Genomic DNA, 16,984 nt, shown 5'->3' with positions numbered 1-16,984 from the left:
CACGGTAGACCCACCGCACATACCCCGTACAGCCGAAAGAGACTTCCTGATGACGAATCTGACTGGGTTCGCCAGACGCCTCGCCCTGGTCACCACGGCGACCGCGATGCTGGCGAGTGCGGTGGCCGTGCCGAGGGCGGTGGCGGCCGATCCGGGGATCTCCCCCGAGCAGTTGTCCACCGCGTTGTTCAGCGCGGCCGTGCAGCTCAAGGACAACGGCCGCACGCACGATCGGAACCTGCTGCTCAGCGCCGAACTGGTGGACTGGCGGGCCAAGAACCCGGGTGCCTCCGCGGACGCGCTGGACCGGCATGCCGCCGACGTGGAGCGGGTGGTCGGTCTGACGGTGGCCCCGGCCACCGAGCGGGACCTGGTGCCGGACGCGCTTGGCCGGGGGGTCGAAGCGCTCTACGCCATCCCGGAGGTGGACAAGGGCGGTCCGCAGCTCAAGGTGCTGCTCGGCGCGCTGACCACCCGCGATCTCAAGGCGACCACCGCGCCGGAGGAACTGCGCGGGGTGCTGACCCAGATCACCGCCTCCTCCATCGAGATCGCGCCGACCATCTGGAAGGCCCTGCGCGAGGCCGCGAGCCAGGACGCCACCCTCAACGGCGTCTGGAAGAACCGGCTGGGCAAGGCCACCGTCGCGGAGACCGCCGCGGTGGACCCGGCCGCGCAGCTGGACGCCCTCAAGCAGCTGCCGCAGATCAAGAAGGTCATCGACGTCGAGGCCATCCAGGCCGGGTTCCAGCAGGGCTTCCCCGAGGGCATGGCGGCACTGAGCAAGCAGATCAAGCCGCTGATCAAGGTGCTCGGCGACCCGAACTCGCCGGACACCCCGCTGGGCAAGGCGCTGGCCTGGGTCAAGGAGCACGTCGACCCGGTCACCGGGGAGATCAAGCGGCCGACCGAGGACAAGCTCAAGCAGTACGCCGAGGACGCCAAGAAGTTCGACGAGTACCTGGACAAGGTCAAGGGCGGCCTGTCCGCCCTGGCCACCGTGGCCAAGGTGCTCAGCCCGCGCTACGCCGCGGACCTGGTCAAGTTCGCCGACGCGCTCTACAAGATCGGCAAGCACGTGGCGCCGATGATCAACGCGGTGGCCGCGCTGGGCACCGCCATCGCCGCCGGTGCGGCGATCGGCTCGATCGTGCCTGCCATCGGCACCGTGATCGGCGCGGCGGTCGGCCTGGTCACCACCCTGGTCGCGTTGCTCGGCTCCGGCGGCGGCCCCAGCCCGGAGCTGGAAGCCATCCGGAAGATGCACACCGAGATGCGGGAGAGCTTCAAGCAGCTCAAGGACTTCCTGATGGCCTTCCACCAGGACGTCAGCGTCCGGTTCGACCGCATCGACGCCACGCTGAACCTGATGTACGGCGACATGCTGCGCATGTTCGACGAGGTGCTGCTCGCCATCGCGGGGGCGGACTGGCGGTTGACCCAGCGGATCAAGGACCTGCATGGCGAGCTGCTGGGCATCGCCTCGAACATGCAGTCCAACCACCAGCAGCTGATGGCCGCCATCCAGGCCGTCGGGGCCACGAACTTCCGCGGCGCGGTCCGCAAGTACCTGGACTACGCCGCCCGTGAGGGACGTCCGATCCCCTCCTTCGACCAGGGCAACGACAACTACAAGGAGGCCGCGCAGGCGTTCTCCGACGCCGGCGACGATCTCGCCCGCACCGCCCTGTTCATGCACAACGGCCAGGACGCGGCGCCGGAGAGTGTGTTGCCCGGCAACAACTCCACCTTCCTGGTGAACTACCTCAAGACCTGGGCGGTCAACAACGCCGGCACCCAGTACGGCAACGGCCACCCCGGCTCCGGGGTGCCCAACGCCGACCTGCTGGCCACGGCGATGCGCTCCTACGCCGTGCTGATGGAGCAGAACCCGGCGCTGGCCGCGCAGGAACAGCTGGTCGAGCTGAACGGCAAGAAGACCGTGGCCAGGGTGCAGGACCTGCTCAACGCGGGCGAGGACGTGATCGAGGCGGCCCGGCGGTTCAACCAGCCCCGGTTCAAACCGGCCGCCGGACCGTGGGTGGCCACCAACACGCTGCTGGAACGGCTCAAGCAGGACAACGCCGCCCGGCTCACCGAGCTGGCCAACGGGCTGAAGCGGTACGAGTCCGACCCCGCCGTGCAGAAGCCCGATCGCCCGTTCAACCTGTGGGCCGACCGGAACCAACAGGTCGAGGGCTTCATGAAGCCCGACGACGTCCCCGTCCTCCGGTGCGAGAACCCCACCGACGACTCGACCATCCCGGACATGCCCGCGTTCATCAAGAGCGACAAGCTGCCCGCGCCACTGCGGCTGCTCAAGCAGCTCCACGACGGCATGGACCTGCGGACCTGCTGGGACCGCGTACGCGACAACCGGACCGACTACGAGCAGTACGAACTGCCGCACGAGGTCATCATCCCGTGCAAGTGGGGCCAGCCCGCGCACGTGGTCTGCTCGAAGTTCACCAAGGTCGCGTACCGGAAGAAGGTGCAGCTCGACGTCTCGTTCCAGGTCCGGGGTGTGCTCCCCGGCCACTCCGGCAAGTTGGACCTGGCCACGGCCCACGGCCTGGGCACCGTGACGTTGTGCGAGTTCCCGGGCAAGATCATCGCCGATGACGAACCGGGTGAGGGTCCCTGCGTCCCGCACGAGCCCGGACTCACCAAGAAGATCCGCGAGCCGCGGTACGAGCCCAAGGCGAGCACCGTCCACGAGGGCTACACCAACCTGACCCACCCGCTGATCGACAAGACCCTGGCCGAGCGCCGGGCCGCCTACTACGGGCTGATCACCAACGACGTCAAGGACCCGACGCCGCGGCTGCCCGAGGCGGTCCGGGTGGACACCAACCTGCGCCTGCTGCGCGCCTACCTGGAGGTCGGTTTCCCCACCGCGTTGCAGAGCGACGCGCGGTTCCGGGAGCTGATCTACGGCACCAAGGCGATCCCGTCCTCGCTCAACGTCCGGCCCTCGGTGGTCGGCGAGGTCAACCCACTGGCCACCCTGTTCGCCAAGGCAGCGCAGAACGCGGCCGCCCAGCTGCCTCCACTGCACGAGCAGACCGTGTTCAACCGGTCCGAGCTGCCCAACTGCACCGCGGCCCCGGAACAGGTCACCACCCAGGACCCGGTGGCCCGCTGCCTGGTCACCATCTCCGGGCTGCGCCGCGGCGCGCTCGGCGAGCGGATCGAGTTCCACTCCACCGATCTGGTCACCAACCCGGCCGCCCAGGACCCGCAGGTCACCACCGCGCTGATGCGGGCGCTGCGGATCCAGACCAAGGCCACCCACCCGGACTACCCGCTGGATCCCCCCGGCGAGCCCAACCCGGTGCCGCCTGCCGAGATCGGCAAGACCGTGGGCGGGACCGGCGCCTCCGCGCGGGCCACGCTGAACGGCAAGCACTTCATGGTGTGGCAGGGCAGGCAGGACGAGGTGCTGGTGGCCACCAGCGCTGACGGCAAGGCGTGGTGGCCGCCGGTCACCATCTCCGGTCCGCACACCTCCGGTGAACTGCCGGTGCTCGCCGCCTTCCAGAACAAGCTGGTCGCGGTGTGGCGCAGTGGCGCGTTCTCCTGGTCGGACGGCAACAACGACCGCACCCTGGCCATCTCCACCAGTACCGACGGCCGGACCTGGACCACACCCGCCCGGCTGATGCCGATCACGGTGGGCAGCAGCGGTCTCAGCCTGTCGGTGCAGAACGACCGGCTGCAGCTGATGTTCCGCGGTCCCGGCGCCGACCAGGGCAAGTGGATCACCTCCAGCCACGACGCGAAGCACTGGAAGCGGCCCCGGCCAGCCGAGAACAACGGCGGCACCAACGCAACGCCCGGACTGGCCACGCTCAACGGCACCCTGGTCCAGCTCTGGCGCGGCGCGCACGACGATCAGGCACTGTGGTTCGCCACCAGTGGCAACGGCATCGACTGGAACAACCAGCAGCTGCTGCCCGGCGCGCTGGCCGAGTCCGGGCCGAGCCTGACCGAGTTCAACGGCAAGGTGTTCGGCCTCTGGCGCAACGGCCGCGACGACGGCCTGTCCGTCAGCGACACCGCCAACGGCGGGGCCTGGGCCGCACCCAGGGCGGTGCACGCGCAGGCGCACGCCGTCGGGGTGCCCTCGCTGGGTGTGGTGGGCGGCAGGCTCGCCGCGATCTGGCGCAACGCCACCGATCCCGACCGGGTGGACGTCTCCACCAGCGCCGACGGCATCACCTGGTCCGCGCCCGAGCCGATCGGCAAGCTGGCCTTCGAGGCCCGGCACCAGCACACCGAGGCGATGATCACCGACGCGACCCAGCTGTGGGCGCGCAACGAGCGGGAAGCCGCCGTGGCCAGGGCCAAGGAAGCCCTGGCGCTGGCCAGGGAACTGGTCCGCGAGCGGCCCTCCTACGCGGCCACGTTCGCGCAGTGGATCCGGCACCCGGTCGGGCCCTACCTGTCCGAGTCCGGCAAGCTGGACGAGTCGATCGCCCTCTACGACGAGGCCATCGCCGCCTACCGCAGGCTGTCCCAGCAGGAGCCGCAGAACCTCGACCACAAGCTCAACGAAGCCGCCACCATTGTGGTGCAGGGCAGCCGGATCTGGGACAAGGGCGAGAAGGACCGGGGCCGCGACCGGGCCCTGGCCGGCGTCGACCTGGCCCGCCCGCTGGTGTCCAAGGGCCCGCGGTACGCCTCGGAGTTCGCCACCTGGATCCGCTGGCCGGTCAGCGCCTACCTCGCCGAGACCGGCAAGGTGGACGAGTCGATCGCCCTGCTGGAGGAGGCCGTGCAGGCCGCCCGCCAGGCGGGCAGGCAGGAGCCGGACAACCCCGAACACAAGCTGCACGAGGCGGATGCCCTGGTGTGGCAGGGAAATCGCCTGTGGTACAAGGGCGAGAAGGCCCAGGGGCTTGGCAAGGCGGTGGAGGGCGTCAACGTCGCCCGCACCCTGATCGGCAAGGGACCGCGCTACGCCGCGCACTTCGCCACCTCGGTCCGCTGGCCGGTCAGCGCCTTCCTCGCGGAGAGCGGCAGACACGACGAGGCCATCGCCCTGCTGGGTGAGGCCGTGACCGCCGCACGTCAGGCGGGCCAGCAGGAACCCGGCAACCACGAGCACAAACTCAACGAGGCCGATTCCCTGGTCTGGCAGGGCATCCGCACCTGGGACAAGGGCGAGAAGGACAAGGGCAGGGACAAGGCCCTGGAAGGCGTCACCGTCGGCCGCGTCCTGGTGGACAAGGGCCCGCGCTACGCCGCCCAGTTCGCCACCTGGATCCGCTGGCCGGTCAGCGCCTACCTCGCCGAGACCGGCAAGGTGGACGAGTCGATCGCCCTGCTCGGCGAGGCCGTCGCCGCCGCACGTCAGGCAGGCCAACAGGAACCCGGCAACCACGAGCACAAACTCAACGAAGCCGATTCGCTGATCTGGCAGGGCATCCGCACCTGGGACAAGGGCGACAAGCCCGGCGCGCTGGCCAAGGTCCAGGAGGGCCTCACCGAGGGCCGCAAGGTCGCCGACAAGGGTCCGCGCTACGGCGAGCAGTTCGGCACCTGGCTGCTGTGGCCGGGCACGGACTACGCGGTGGCCAACGACAAGAAGCCGGTCGCGATCGCCATGGCCACCGAGGCGGTGGAGGTCTTCACCCGGCTCACCGCGGCCGATGCCAGGTACCAGCCGAAACTCGACTCCGCCAAGCAGCGGCTCGCCGCGCTCCAGGGCTAGAAGGAAACATCACCATGGGACAACGCATGCGCACACTGATCCTGGCCGCCGCCATCGCGCTGGTCGGCACCGGCCTCACCCCCGCGGCCTCGGCCGCCCCTGCCGAGGACCTGCGGGTCGTCACCAGCGGGAATGGTTGCCTGGCCCCGCTGTGGGGCAGCCCGGATCCCGGCGCCTACATCAGTTTCGAGCTGTGCGACAAATCCAGGCCCCAAGCGTGGCGCATTCTCCGCCACGACGGGACCTGGTTCGGCCTCCAGTCGGCGGCCTCCGACCTGTGCCTGACCGTGCTCAACAGCGGCGCCGGCCACGGTGAGGACATCGTGCAGCAGCCCTGCGCGGGCAGCCCGAACCAGCGCTGGCGATCCGTCGCACGTGACCCCTTCGCCAAGTTCCTCGAGCAGCACGCCCAGCACAGCGACAAATGCCTGAGCGCGGGCTACATCCAGCACACCGTGCCCACCGAGGTGGTGCAGATGGACTGCCAGAACATCCACTGGCAGAAGTTCTCCCTCGAGGTCTGGTCACCGGCCGGCTGAGCACTCCGCACCCCAATCCCTTACCACGAAAGGATTTTCCCATGCGGAGATGGTTATCCGCGCTCACCTGCCTCACCGCCGCACTGGCGGTCACGCTGCCTGCCGCACCGGCGACGGCGTCCACTGTGGACAGACAGGCCGCCCCGCCCGTGGCGAAGGCGGTGCCGGGCAGCCAGGTCGCGCTGGCCAAGCAGCACGACGACCTGACCACCGCCGCCTACGTCGACGACGGCGGCGCGCTCACCGTCTCGTGGGCGACCTACACCAACCCGTGGCACCCGGCGGTGCGGATCAGCGGGCCGCTGGCCAAGCCGGGTTCGCCGGTCGCACTGGCCAAACAGGCGCCCAAGCGGCTCACCGCGGCGTTCATGGACACCACCGGCAGACTGATGGTCGCCTGGGTGGACGACACCGCGTCCTGGCACCCGCCGGTGGCGATCAGCGGCCCGGTCGGCGTGCCGGGCGGCCACGTGGCACTGGTCCCGTGGCTGGTCCCTGGCCTGTCACCGGTCGAGATCGGTCTGACAGCCGCGTTCCTGGACAAGGACGGCAAACTGAGGTCCACCACGGTCTTCCAGACCGAGGACTGGCCGGAGCCCACCCTGATCGATGGCCGGGAAGGCAACCCCGGTCAGGAGATCGTCGGCACCATCCAGGACGTGGACGGCTCATTCCGGCAGGTCTTCGGCTGGACCGTGCCGAACGGACTGGTGGCAGGCCACCGGGACGGCAAGACCGGGCAATGGAGACTGCCGAACCTGGTCGCCAGTGAGCCGGAATCCGGCAGCACCAGCGGTGGTGTGGCGATGACCCGCATCGCCCCTGGCACGGTCGGCGCCGCGATGGTCTACGGAGCCGGGACGGGCGGCCAGGTCCGGGTCACCGCGGGCGTCGACGATCGGCCGTGGTTGTGGCCGGCGCGGATCGGGATGGGTGGGCTGAGCCTTCCCCGCGAGGCCAAGATCGCCCAGGCCATGCACGACGACGAGACGATCACCGCGGCCGTACTCGGCAGCGCGGGCACGTTCAACGTGGCGACCGCGCAGGTCGGCCGCGCCTGGGGCGACCTGCGGGCGGTGAGCGGCCCGGTGGGACCCGCCGGAGCGCCGATCGCGATGACCAAGCAGACCGACGAGCAACTCACCGCGGCCTTCATCGGCGAGGACGGACAGCTCACCCTGCTGTGGGCGGATGAGAACCACAGCTGGCACGGCCCCGGCAAGGTCCCCTCGGCCGACGCCGAGGTCAACCGGCTGCTGGACGACGCGCGGGCGCGCTGGGTCCGGGGCGAACGCGACCAGGCCATCGCCACCACCCGCCAGGCGATCACGCTGGCCCGGCTGATCACCGGCTACGACCAGCGCTACGCGGTCACCCTGGGCGACGCCCTGGCCGACCCGCTGGCGACCTACCTGGCCGAGACCGGCAACCGGGACGAGGCGATCGCCACTCTGCGCGAGGCCGCCGAGATCTTCACCAGGGCCGGTGACCGGGCGCGGGCGGACGCGGCCAAGCAGCGGCTCGCCGGGTTCGGGGTGTTCACCGGCCGGTGGATCCTCCAGCAGAGCAACGGCTACACCGTGCACCTGGACGCCGGCCTGGCCGACACGGCAGGCGGGTTCACCGCGACCGCCTCCTTCGACGGTGTCAACGGAACGATCGTCGGCGGGAAGGTCAGCGCCACGGGCACCTCCTTCGAGATCCACTGGGCCGACGGCGTGGTCGGCAGGTACACCGGGCAGCGCGGCGCGGACGGCCGGTGGACCGGCGAGACCGTCCGGCTGACCGGTGAGCCGATCACCGCGCGGTGGACGGCGACCGTCGCCACTCCGTAGCCCGCTCCCTTACCACGAAAGGACTTCTCCCATGCGGAGATGGATATCCGTGCTCACCGCGGTGCTGGTGGCGAGCGTGCTCGCCCCACCCGCGCAGGCCAAACCCAAGGCACCGCAACAGAACCCGGCCGCGGTGACGCTGCAACGCGCCGAGGTCTTCTTCCGCACCAACGACGAGGACAAGGACCACGACACCCGGGTCAAGATCGTGGTCACCGACCAGAACGGCACCGAGGCGGCCGTGGTCGAGGACACCTTCGGGCACTTCGACGACAACAGTGACAACGGCCCGTTCCCGATGCGGATCAACCCGATCCCGAAGGATGTGATCAACGCCGGGATGACCACGATGGTGATCGATCCCAACGGGAACGACACCTGGAAGTTCAACCTGCGGGTCGGCCTGTTCTTCTCCGACGGCACCCGGATCGGCACCGATCGCGACGGCCTGGAACTGTCCGAAGGGGACACCACCAAACGCTGGGCCATCGCTGACTACCCCGGCGAGTACCAGCGGATGGACTTCAGCTGGATCGCGCAGCCGGACACCCTCACCGACTCGGTGCGGGACGGCTACGCCCGGCGGATTCCGGCACTGCTGTGGGAATCCTGCGTGCAGCCGGACAACACCGGCCGGGGTGAGGGCTCGGCGAGTCACGTGGCTTCCAGCGCCGCGCTGCTGAAACTGATCGAGGACCCGACCGGGCGGGCCGAGATGGCCAGGGCGCTGGGCACCGACCCGCCGCTGATGGCCGATCCGACCGGGCTCTACCGGCGCTGCCTCGACCGGCTGGCCCCTGGCTGGCGGCCGCCGCCGACCGGCGCCCGCGACCAGCTCAGCACGCACCCCGGCTGGCGGCGGGTGATCAGCGACCTGATGCGGATTCCGGCGCACGCCGGGAAACCGGGCACGGACGCGGTGACCTTCTGCCGCACCGACGGATCCGACACCGAGGACTGGGACATCACCATGTCCCTGGCCATGCGGGCCTGGGGTCAGGTGCGCACGGTGCCGCACTCCGTCCTCTTCGGACTGGAGGATCCCGGCTCGCACCCGGCCAAGATGGCCGAGCTGGCGAAGGAGGTCGCGGCCAGGTTGTGGTTGCAGGGCGCCGGCGCCGCGGTGGACGAGGTGGTGTGCAACATCTCCGGGGTCGACGTGCCGGAGACCGAGAACCACACCCTGATGATCCGCAGCACCCGGTTCCTGCACAACGAACTGCTGCCGCCGACCCAGATCCCGGCACACCGGCCGAAGTACATGGTGGAGTACAACCGGGACTCGAACCCGGACAACGGGAGCAACGGGCTTCGCGGGTACCTGCGGGACTTGACCGCGCAGTGGCTGCGGGAGGACTTCAAGGAGTACAACGCCCGGCCCTACGCGCGCTACCAGATGATCGGGCTGCTCAACCTGTACGACTTCGCCCTGGACCAGGCGATGCGCCAGGATGCCAAGAAGGTGCTGGACTTCCTTGCGCTCAAGCACGCGGCCACCTCCCAGGACAACCAGCGGGTGGCGCCGTACCGGCGCAAGCTGGTCGAGCAGTCGCCGTACCTGTTCCAGGGCAGCACCACCGATTCCATGTTCGAGGCGTGGGTGGGCGGGCTGCCGCAGCCGGTCCGGCCCGCCGCGGGCGCCGGCAGCTTCAGCGGGGAGATGGCACTGGCCGCGACCGCGAGCTACCGGCCGCCGAACTGGATGGCCGATCTGCAGCTGGACACCCGGCACCGGGACTACCTGCAGTACTTCAACGGCCGCAACCAGCACGAGGTGGCCTACGGCGGAAAGGACTTCACCATCACCGGCGGCGGTCGCCGGACACCGTGCCCCTACCCGGGACCCGGCGGCGTCTGCGTTGGCGCGGGCAACGACGAGGGCACCATGCAGCCGACCGTGCTGATCCCGCGCCAGCTGCGCACCGACACCGCCAACACCACGGACAACCCGAAGTACTTCGACAACGTGCGGCTGCAATCCTCCTGGGGCAAGCACATCTCCTGTGTGGAGCGCAACATCGCCTGCGGGGAGAAGCTGATCGTGCCGGACCGGGTGGTGCGGGACAGCCTGGACTGCCGGATCACCCTGTCCCAGCCCGGACAGCCGCTGGAGATCGGGCTGCGGTTCGACCGCTCCTGCTCACCGGAACCCGGACTGTCCTACACCGGGGACTGTTTCTTCGCCTACGGCAAGCAGATCGCACTGGCCACCGGCCTGCCGGAGATGGCCTACCTGGTGACCCACTCCTGCGAGCCGGGCAGCAGCGACGCGGACCGCAAGAAGTGGTTCGAGGCGTTCGTGGAGTACATGGCCATCCAGGGCAACCCGCGTTCGGAGTGGGACCGCTGCGAGGGGCCGAACCAGTACTGGATCAAGGTGCACACCAAGCAGCCGCCAGCGGACCGGATCGACCTGACCGGGGTGACCGAGGGCAGGCCGGTGACCGCGCACGCCACCATGTGCACGGACGAACCCGGCTTCGAGCTGATCATCAACGGCCAGGGCGGTTTCCCTGGCGCCGGCGCGCTCAGCGGTGACCTCACCCTGACCGGCGGCCGCTATCCGGTGTCCAGGGTCTCCCTGGCCACCACGCCGGACCGGACCTCGGCGGCCGGTGAGCAGATCGCGCTGACCGCCACCATCCACGACACCGACAACCGGGTGCCCACCGGCAAGGTGGCCTTCCTGGACGGCGCGCGGGTGATCTCCGAACAGCCGGTGACCGTGGCGGCCGACGGCACGGTGTCGGCGAAGATGCTCACCATCCGGGGCTTGCAGCTGGGGGCGCGGCGGGTCACCGCGGTCTACAGCGGGGACGCGGTGTTCACCGGGGCCGCGGTCACCGAGACGCACACCGTCCGCCCGAACCTGGCCTACGCCCAGGAGCTGATGCAGGTGGGCAAACAGCTGTGGGACCAGGGTGATCGGCAGGGCGGATACGTCCGGGTCGCCGCGGCGATCGAACTGATCCGCGCACTGGCCACAGCTGATCCGGCGCACCGCCAACAGATGGCGGAGTGGCTGGCCAACCCGGCGGCGAACTACCTCGGCGAGCTGGGCCGCCACGGTGAGGCGGTCGAGTTCGTCACCGAGTCCACCGCGCTCTACGACCAGCTGCTCCGGGAGAAACCGGGTGACCGGGGCCTGCTGGACGGACTGATCGGCGCACTGTGGGAGGCCGTGGCCATCCACACCCGCACCGGCGACACCGCAAAGGCCGAGGCCGCCCGGCAGCGGCTGTACCAGCTCGGCGTGTTCACCGGGCGGTGGATCATGACCCAGTCCAACGGTTACGTGGTCACCCTGGAGATGACCGGCGACCGGACCGGCGCGCTGGGTGGTAGCGGCACCTACAACGGCGTCGCCGGGGAAATCCGGGACGGGCGCCGGACCGTGGACCGGGTGGAGTTCGTCATCCACTGGATCGACGGCGCGATCGGCAAGTACACCGGGCAGCGCGGGGCCGACGGCAAGTGGTCCGGCGACTCCGTCCGGCTGACCGGCGAACCGATCACCGCCACCTGGACGGCGATCCAGCCCTGAGCCGCAGCCACCGCGAGTCCCGGTGACTGGGACTCGCGGTGGCCCGGCCCGCCCGGCCGCTGCCAGCCTGACCGTCAGCACGCAGGACGGGAGGAACGCATGAGCGACCGGGTGATCGCCCTGCCGGAACCGGATGCCGACGAGACCGGGCCGTACGCCCACCTCGGCTTCGCCAAGGCCCGGCCGGGGAGCGCGGAGCGGGTGGAGGAGCTGATCCTCGGGCTGGCCGGGCCGTTGCGCGCGGCGCCGGGAGCCATCGAGTTCCACGTGCACCGGGACCGCCAGGAGCCGGACCTGTTCGTCATCTACGAGGTCTTCCGCAGCCGGGAGGACCTGGCCGAGCACCTGGCCCAGCCGCACACCCAGGAGTTCATCCAGGCGATCCAGCCGCACGTCGAGGGCCCGCTGCGGCAGCAGTTCCTGCGCATGTGCAGCACGCTTCCCGCCCAACCGGTCGGTAGGGAGTGACGTCGTGGGACTGCTGATCATCGTGCTGGTCACCCTGACCGCCCTGCTGCTCCGCCGCCTCTGGGCGAAGCTCACCCGGACCCCGCTGCCGGTGGTCACCGCGCGCCCCGGCCGGACCGGGGCGGTACGCCGGTTCCTGGACGGCCTCGGCAAGGCCAAGCAACCTCCCCGGACCGCCCCGGTGCTCACCGCGCCGGAGGTGGACCGCTGGCGGCGGGCCGCCGAATCCGCCCGGCGACCGCGACAACCACAGTCCACAGTGGACTGCGAGGTGCTCGTGGTCGGCGCGGGCCCGAGCGGGCTGATGACCGCGGCACTGCTGCTCCGGCAGGGCGTCAAGGTGCGCATCGTCGATACGAACGCCGGTCCGGCCACCGAATCCCGGGCGTTCGCCGTGCAGGCCCGCACCATCGAACTCTTCCACAGCCTCGGCCTGGCCGAGGAGCTGTCCCGCCGCGGCGTGGTCACCACCGGCATCCGCTTCCACATCAAGGGCCGCGAGGTCGGCGGTCTCGACTTCGACCGCTCGAAGGCGGCCGGCACGCCGTACCAGCACATCCTGATGGCCCCGCAGGCCGAGGTGGAGGAACTGCTGCTGCACGACCTGGCCCGGCACGGCCTGACCGTCGAACGCGGCACCCGCCTGGACTCCCTCACCCAGACCGGCGCCGAGGTCACCGCCCACCTGATCCGGGACGGCCACCCCGAGCCAGAGCTGGCCATCAGCTGCCGCTACCTCATCGGCGCGGACGGCGCGCACAGCGCGGTACGCAAGGGTTTGGGCCTGGCCTTCGACGGCGACCGGTACGCCCAGCGCTACCTGCTCGCCGACTGCCGGGTGGAATGGCCGTTCGACCACGCGCACTTCCGGGTCTTCATGAACCGCGAACGGATCGGTCTGTTCCTGCCCCTGCACGGTGCCACCACCTCCAGGGTGATGACCACCGACCTGTCCACTGAGGACGGTGCACGCGGCCCGCTGTCCCTGGCCCACCTGCAGGAGGAACTGCGCGCGGCCATGGGGGTGCCGGTCACGTTGAGCGATCCGGTGTGGACCAGCCGGTACCAGGCACACCTGCGCCAGGTGGCGGACTACCGGCTGGGCCGCTGTTTCCTGGTCGGCGACGCCGCGCACATCCACTCCCCCGCCGGCGGCCAGGGCCTCAACACCGGCCTGCAGGACGCGGCCAACCTGGCCTGGAAACTGGCCGCCGTACTGCGCACCGGCGCGGACCCGGCCCTGCTGGAGAGCTACAGCCGGGAACGGCACCCGGTCGGCGTGCAGGTGCTCAAATTCTCCGACCGGCTCTACAAGTTCGCCGCCGGATTACGCGGCCGGCGGGCCCGGCTGCGCGATGCGGTCGGCCCGTTCCTGCTCGGCCGGATGTCGGCCGCACCACTGCCGCACCGCAAATCCTTCGCCAGGATCTCCCAGCTCGGTCTGGCCTACCCGCCCAGCGCCTACAACGTCAACGAGCTGCTGTACTCCCTCAAGGGCCCGCTCGCCGGCACCCGCGCCCCGGACGCCCGGATCAACCAGGGACGGCAGCTGTTCGACCTGCTCCGCGACTACCGGCTGCGGGTGGTGGCCCTCTCCCGCGTGCACCTCACCGAACCCGAGATCGCCGCGCACACCGCCCAGCTGCGCAGCATCGCCGACTTCGGCGGCGGCCTGGCCACCCACCTGATCGGCCGGGTGGCCGGACGGCGGGACGACCGGGTCGAGCAGGCCGACAACGTCCAGGTCTTCGAGCACTACGGCCTGACCGAACCGGACTCGCAGGCGCTCTACGTGATCCGCCCGGACGGCCACATCGCCTGGCGGATGGACACCATCGACTACGACGCCTGCCGCCGCTTCCTGGCCACCCTGCACGGCGGAATAGCGGCCTGCGAGGACTACCGCCAGGACCAAGCTGCCTGAAAACGCCCAAAATTGGTGGCGTGCGTGCGAATAATGGGAGCCGATGTCCGTACAGCTCGCATTTGGCCTGGCCGCGGGAGCTGGGCTGCGCTGCTGGCTGCCCACCTCCGGCGGCCGCCTCGCACCCAGACCGGCCGAGGACCGCGCAGGCGCGCACCCACCCGGCGCACCCGTCGCCATCGGACCGGCCGAGGCCGGACCCGAGGCGGTCCGGGAGGCGTGCCGACAGCTCATCCTGTTGCTGGACAAGGGACCCGAGGCGGCCGCGGCAGGCGTTGACCTCGGCGGCGGCTTCACCTCGGCGCGCCTGGCCGGGGCGCACGGCGACCGTCGGGACGCGGTGCTGGCCGCACTGCGGGTGCTCGGCACCGACGGCGCGGACCGCCTGGGCGACCGGACTGCCCGCCTGGTCGCGTTGTTCGGACCGTCGGCGACCAAACGGGTCGGCGCGGCCGCACACGCCGCGGTCACCGAGGAACGCTGGGCCGCACTGGGCCTGGCCGCCGCGGCCTCGGACCTGCTCGGCCCGGAACAACTCGAACGCCTGCTCGAACTACGCGCCCCGGACGGCATCGACCCGTTCCCGCGCGGCGCGGCCTCCACCCTGGCCGGACACCTGTCCCTCGCCCTGAGCGGCTATCCCCAGCCCCGGCGACTCGCGCTGATCCTCAGCCTGTGGGAAGAGGTCTGCGCCCGACTGGTCAAGCGGCAGCGCCTGGCCGGCCTGGCCTCGACCCAGACCAAGGCCGACCGGATCGAGAAACTCCGCACCCGCCACCAGGACTACTTCAACACCGCGATCCTGCGGCAGGCGACCTACGCTCTCGGCAACAGCATGACGCTGGCCACCGCGGCCCGCTGGCAGCCGCCCCGCTGGTGGGCCACCTGGGAACTGACCTGGTTGCTGCACGACGCCATCGCGTCCACCGCGCTGCTGCGGTTCGCCAGGACCGTCTTCGACGAGGGTCTGGCGGCCGCCGCCGAGAAGCACCGCGGCGAACTGCTCGCGGCCGACTCCCTCCTCGACGAGGAAACGCGATCCAATGCCGCCCGCCGCCAGGAAGGCGTCTACAGCCACCCGGCACGGCCGGGGTGCTATGTGCACCAGGTGCTCCAGCTCCTGGAGCCGGGACGGGCGATCACCCCGAAGACCGAGACCGCGGTGCGGACCCGGATCGCCATGGCCCGCAACTACGGCGAGGTCGTCATCGACGCGGTGACCCAGCACCTCCCCACCTTCGAGCGGCAGTACCTGCACCACTGCTGGAACCGCCAGCAGCGCTGGCAGGCAGGCCACCTGCGCAGGTGGCGGGCTGCGGCGGGGTACACCAGGGCGCCGGGCGGCTGGGAGCAGCCGCCGCTGGAGGACTCGCACGCCAAGGAGCTGACGCAACCCCTGGCGCAGCGGCTGGCCGCCAACCCGGATGCGGATCCGGTCACCGTGGAGGAACCGCACGACCTGCTGTGGTACGCCGACCTCGCCGACGCGCTGGCGCCCTTCGACGGCCACGAGTCGGCCACCGCGGTGCCCGGTGAGTCGATGCCCGAGCTGTCCTACGCCGGGCCGCCACCGGGTCAGGAGCAGCCGCGGCCCGACTCGGTGCCGCTGGCCGTCGCCGCGGTGGCCCAGCTGGTCGCCTTCGGCGCGAAACCGCCGCCCCGCTGCCGGAGCTGGACGGAACTGGCCGAGGGGGTCAGCGCGGCCGCGGTGATCGCCGAGGCCAGCGTGGGCGCCTTCCCCATCCCGGCCGAAGTGTCCACTGTGGACAAGCAGGTCATCCCGGGCGCGGACCTGGTGGTGGAGCTGGGCCGCGAGCCGCGGCAGCTCGCTGCCTGGTCCGGCTACATGGGCAACTGCATTGGCGACGCCTGGTACGCCGACCTGGCCCGCAGCGGGCAGTGCGTGCTGATGGCCCTGCGCGACCCGGTCCAGGACCGCATCCTGGCCAACCTGGACATCCGGCGGCAGACCGGCGGCTGGCACGTCTCCGACCTGCGTGCGCGCTTCAACGACAGTCTCGACGCGGACCTGGTGGCGCACATCAAGACCTGGGTGGCCGCCCTCCCCGCGCCCGCCCCGCCCGAACCCGAACCCCTGGAACCCGCCCCGCCGACCCGGGCCCGCGGCGGCTCCCGCCGGACCGCGGCCGCCCGCCTGCCCGCCGACCTCACCCGCGGCCTGGCCGCCGAGGTGGAACGGGAACTGGCCAGCACGGCGGTCGCCGCGGCCCGCCGCACCTACGTCGTACTCGCCCGCGGCCTCGGCCGGGCCGGACACCCGGCCGACTTCGAGCCGGAAGCCGCGGTGATCGCGCTGAAACGCCTCCGCCCGGCCGAGCACGTCGACCTGGTCCGCACCGCCCTGGCCACCGGACTCGGCGCCTCCGCCCTCTGGCACGCCACCCGGGTCCGCCCGCTGACCACCGCGGTGGGCCGCCTCGACCCGGCACAACGCGAGTACGACCGGGTCGCCACCCTCACCGGCCCCGGACCCCTGCCACGTTCACTGCGCGCCCTGGTGCGCCGCGCCGCGATCACCCCCGCGCACGCCATGGACGAGGTGGCGCGGGCGATCAGGACGGCCATCGGCGCACTGGCCCACGACGAGATCCTGGCCCGCTCGGTGGCCCGGCGGCCCGCACCCGAACTGGTGTGCGCACTGGCCATCGCGGCCACCTGCGCTTCTCCGTCCACAATGGAGGGACTGGTGCGGGTGAGCGAGCCGAAGAAGGTGACCGTGCCCGGTTTTCCCGCGAGCACGTTGTTCGACGAGGACGGCCCGTGGCAGCGAGCCCTGCCCTCGGCGGCCGAACTCGGCGCGCCGGTGCGGGACTTCGCCGAGCGGATCGCCGAGCACGGGCTGCTCATCCCGTCGGCGTTGCTGGGCAAGGGCGGCTGGCCCGCACTCTGGCAACGGGCCCACCGCTGACCTGAGCCCGGTCGGGCAAACTGCTGAGA

General features: G+C 71.0%; 7 protein-coding genes. All 7 read left to right on the top strand.

The features are described from left to right. Window positions 1–49: 49 nt before the first annotated feature. Window positions 50–5,716: a sialidase family protein gene (locus HNR67_RS24160; protein ID WP_185004517.1), complete on the top strand. Its 5,667-nt coding sequence runs from the start codon at window positions 50–52 to the stop codon at window positions 5,714–5,716. A 26-nt stretch (window positions 5,717–5,742) separates the two neighbouring features. Further along, window positions 5,743–6,255 carry an RICIN domain-containing protein gene (locus HNR67_RS24155; protein WP_185004516.1) on the top strand — a complete coding sequence of 171 codons (513 nt, stop codon included), beginning with the start codon at window positions 5,743–5,745 and terminating at the stop codon, window positions 6,253–6,255. A gap of 41 nt (window positions 6,256–6,296) precedes the next feature. Next, window positions 6,297–8,090: a tetratricopeptide repeat protein gene (locus tag HNR67_RS24150; protein ID WP_185004515.1), complete on the top strand. Its 1,794-nt coding sequence runs from the start codon at window positions 6,297–6,299 to the stop codon at window positions 8,088–8,090. A gap of 31 nt (window positions 8,091–8,121) precedes the next feature. After that, complete coding sequence (locus HNR67_RS24145; RefSeq protein WP_185004514.1) at window positions 8,122–11,634, top strand: Ig-like domain-containing protein; 3,513 nt, start codon at window positions 8,122–8,124, stop codon at window positions 11,632–11,634. Window positions 11,635–11,733: 99 nt separating this feature from the next. Then, a complete protein-coding gene (locus tag HNR67_RS24140) occupies window positions 11,734–12,102 on the top strand; it encodes a putative quinol monooxygenase (RefSeq protein ID WP_185004513.1) in 369 nt (122 codons plus the stop codon). Between the two features lie 4 nt (window positions 12,103–12,106). Beyond that, on the top strand, window positions 12,107–14,026 hold the full coding sequence (locus HNR67_RS24135; protein ID WP_185004512.1) for an FAD-dependent monooxygenase: 1,920 nt from the start codon (window positions 12,107–12,109) through the stop codon (window positions 14,024–14,026). A 43-nt stretch (window positions 14,027–14,069) separates the two neighbouring features. After that, a complete protein-coding gene (locus HNR67_RS24130) occupies window positions 14,070–16,955 on the top strand; it encodes a hypothetical protein (protein WP_185004511.1) in 2,886 nt (961 codons plus the stop codon). The last annotated feature ends 29 nt before the right edge of the window (window positions 16,956–16,984 follow it).

The sequence above is a fragment of the Crossiella cryophila genome (assembly GCF_014204915.1).
Lineage (GTDB): Bacteria > Actinomycetota > Actinomycetes > Mycobacteriales > Pseudonocardiaceae > Crossiella > Crossiella cryophila.
The sequence above is the reverse complement of the archived record's forward strand: the minus strand, read 5'-3'. Positions and strand labels throughout refer to the sequence as shown.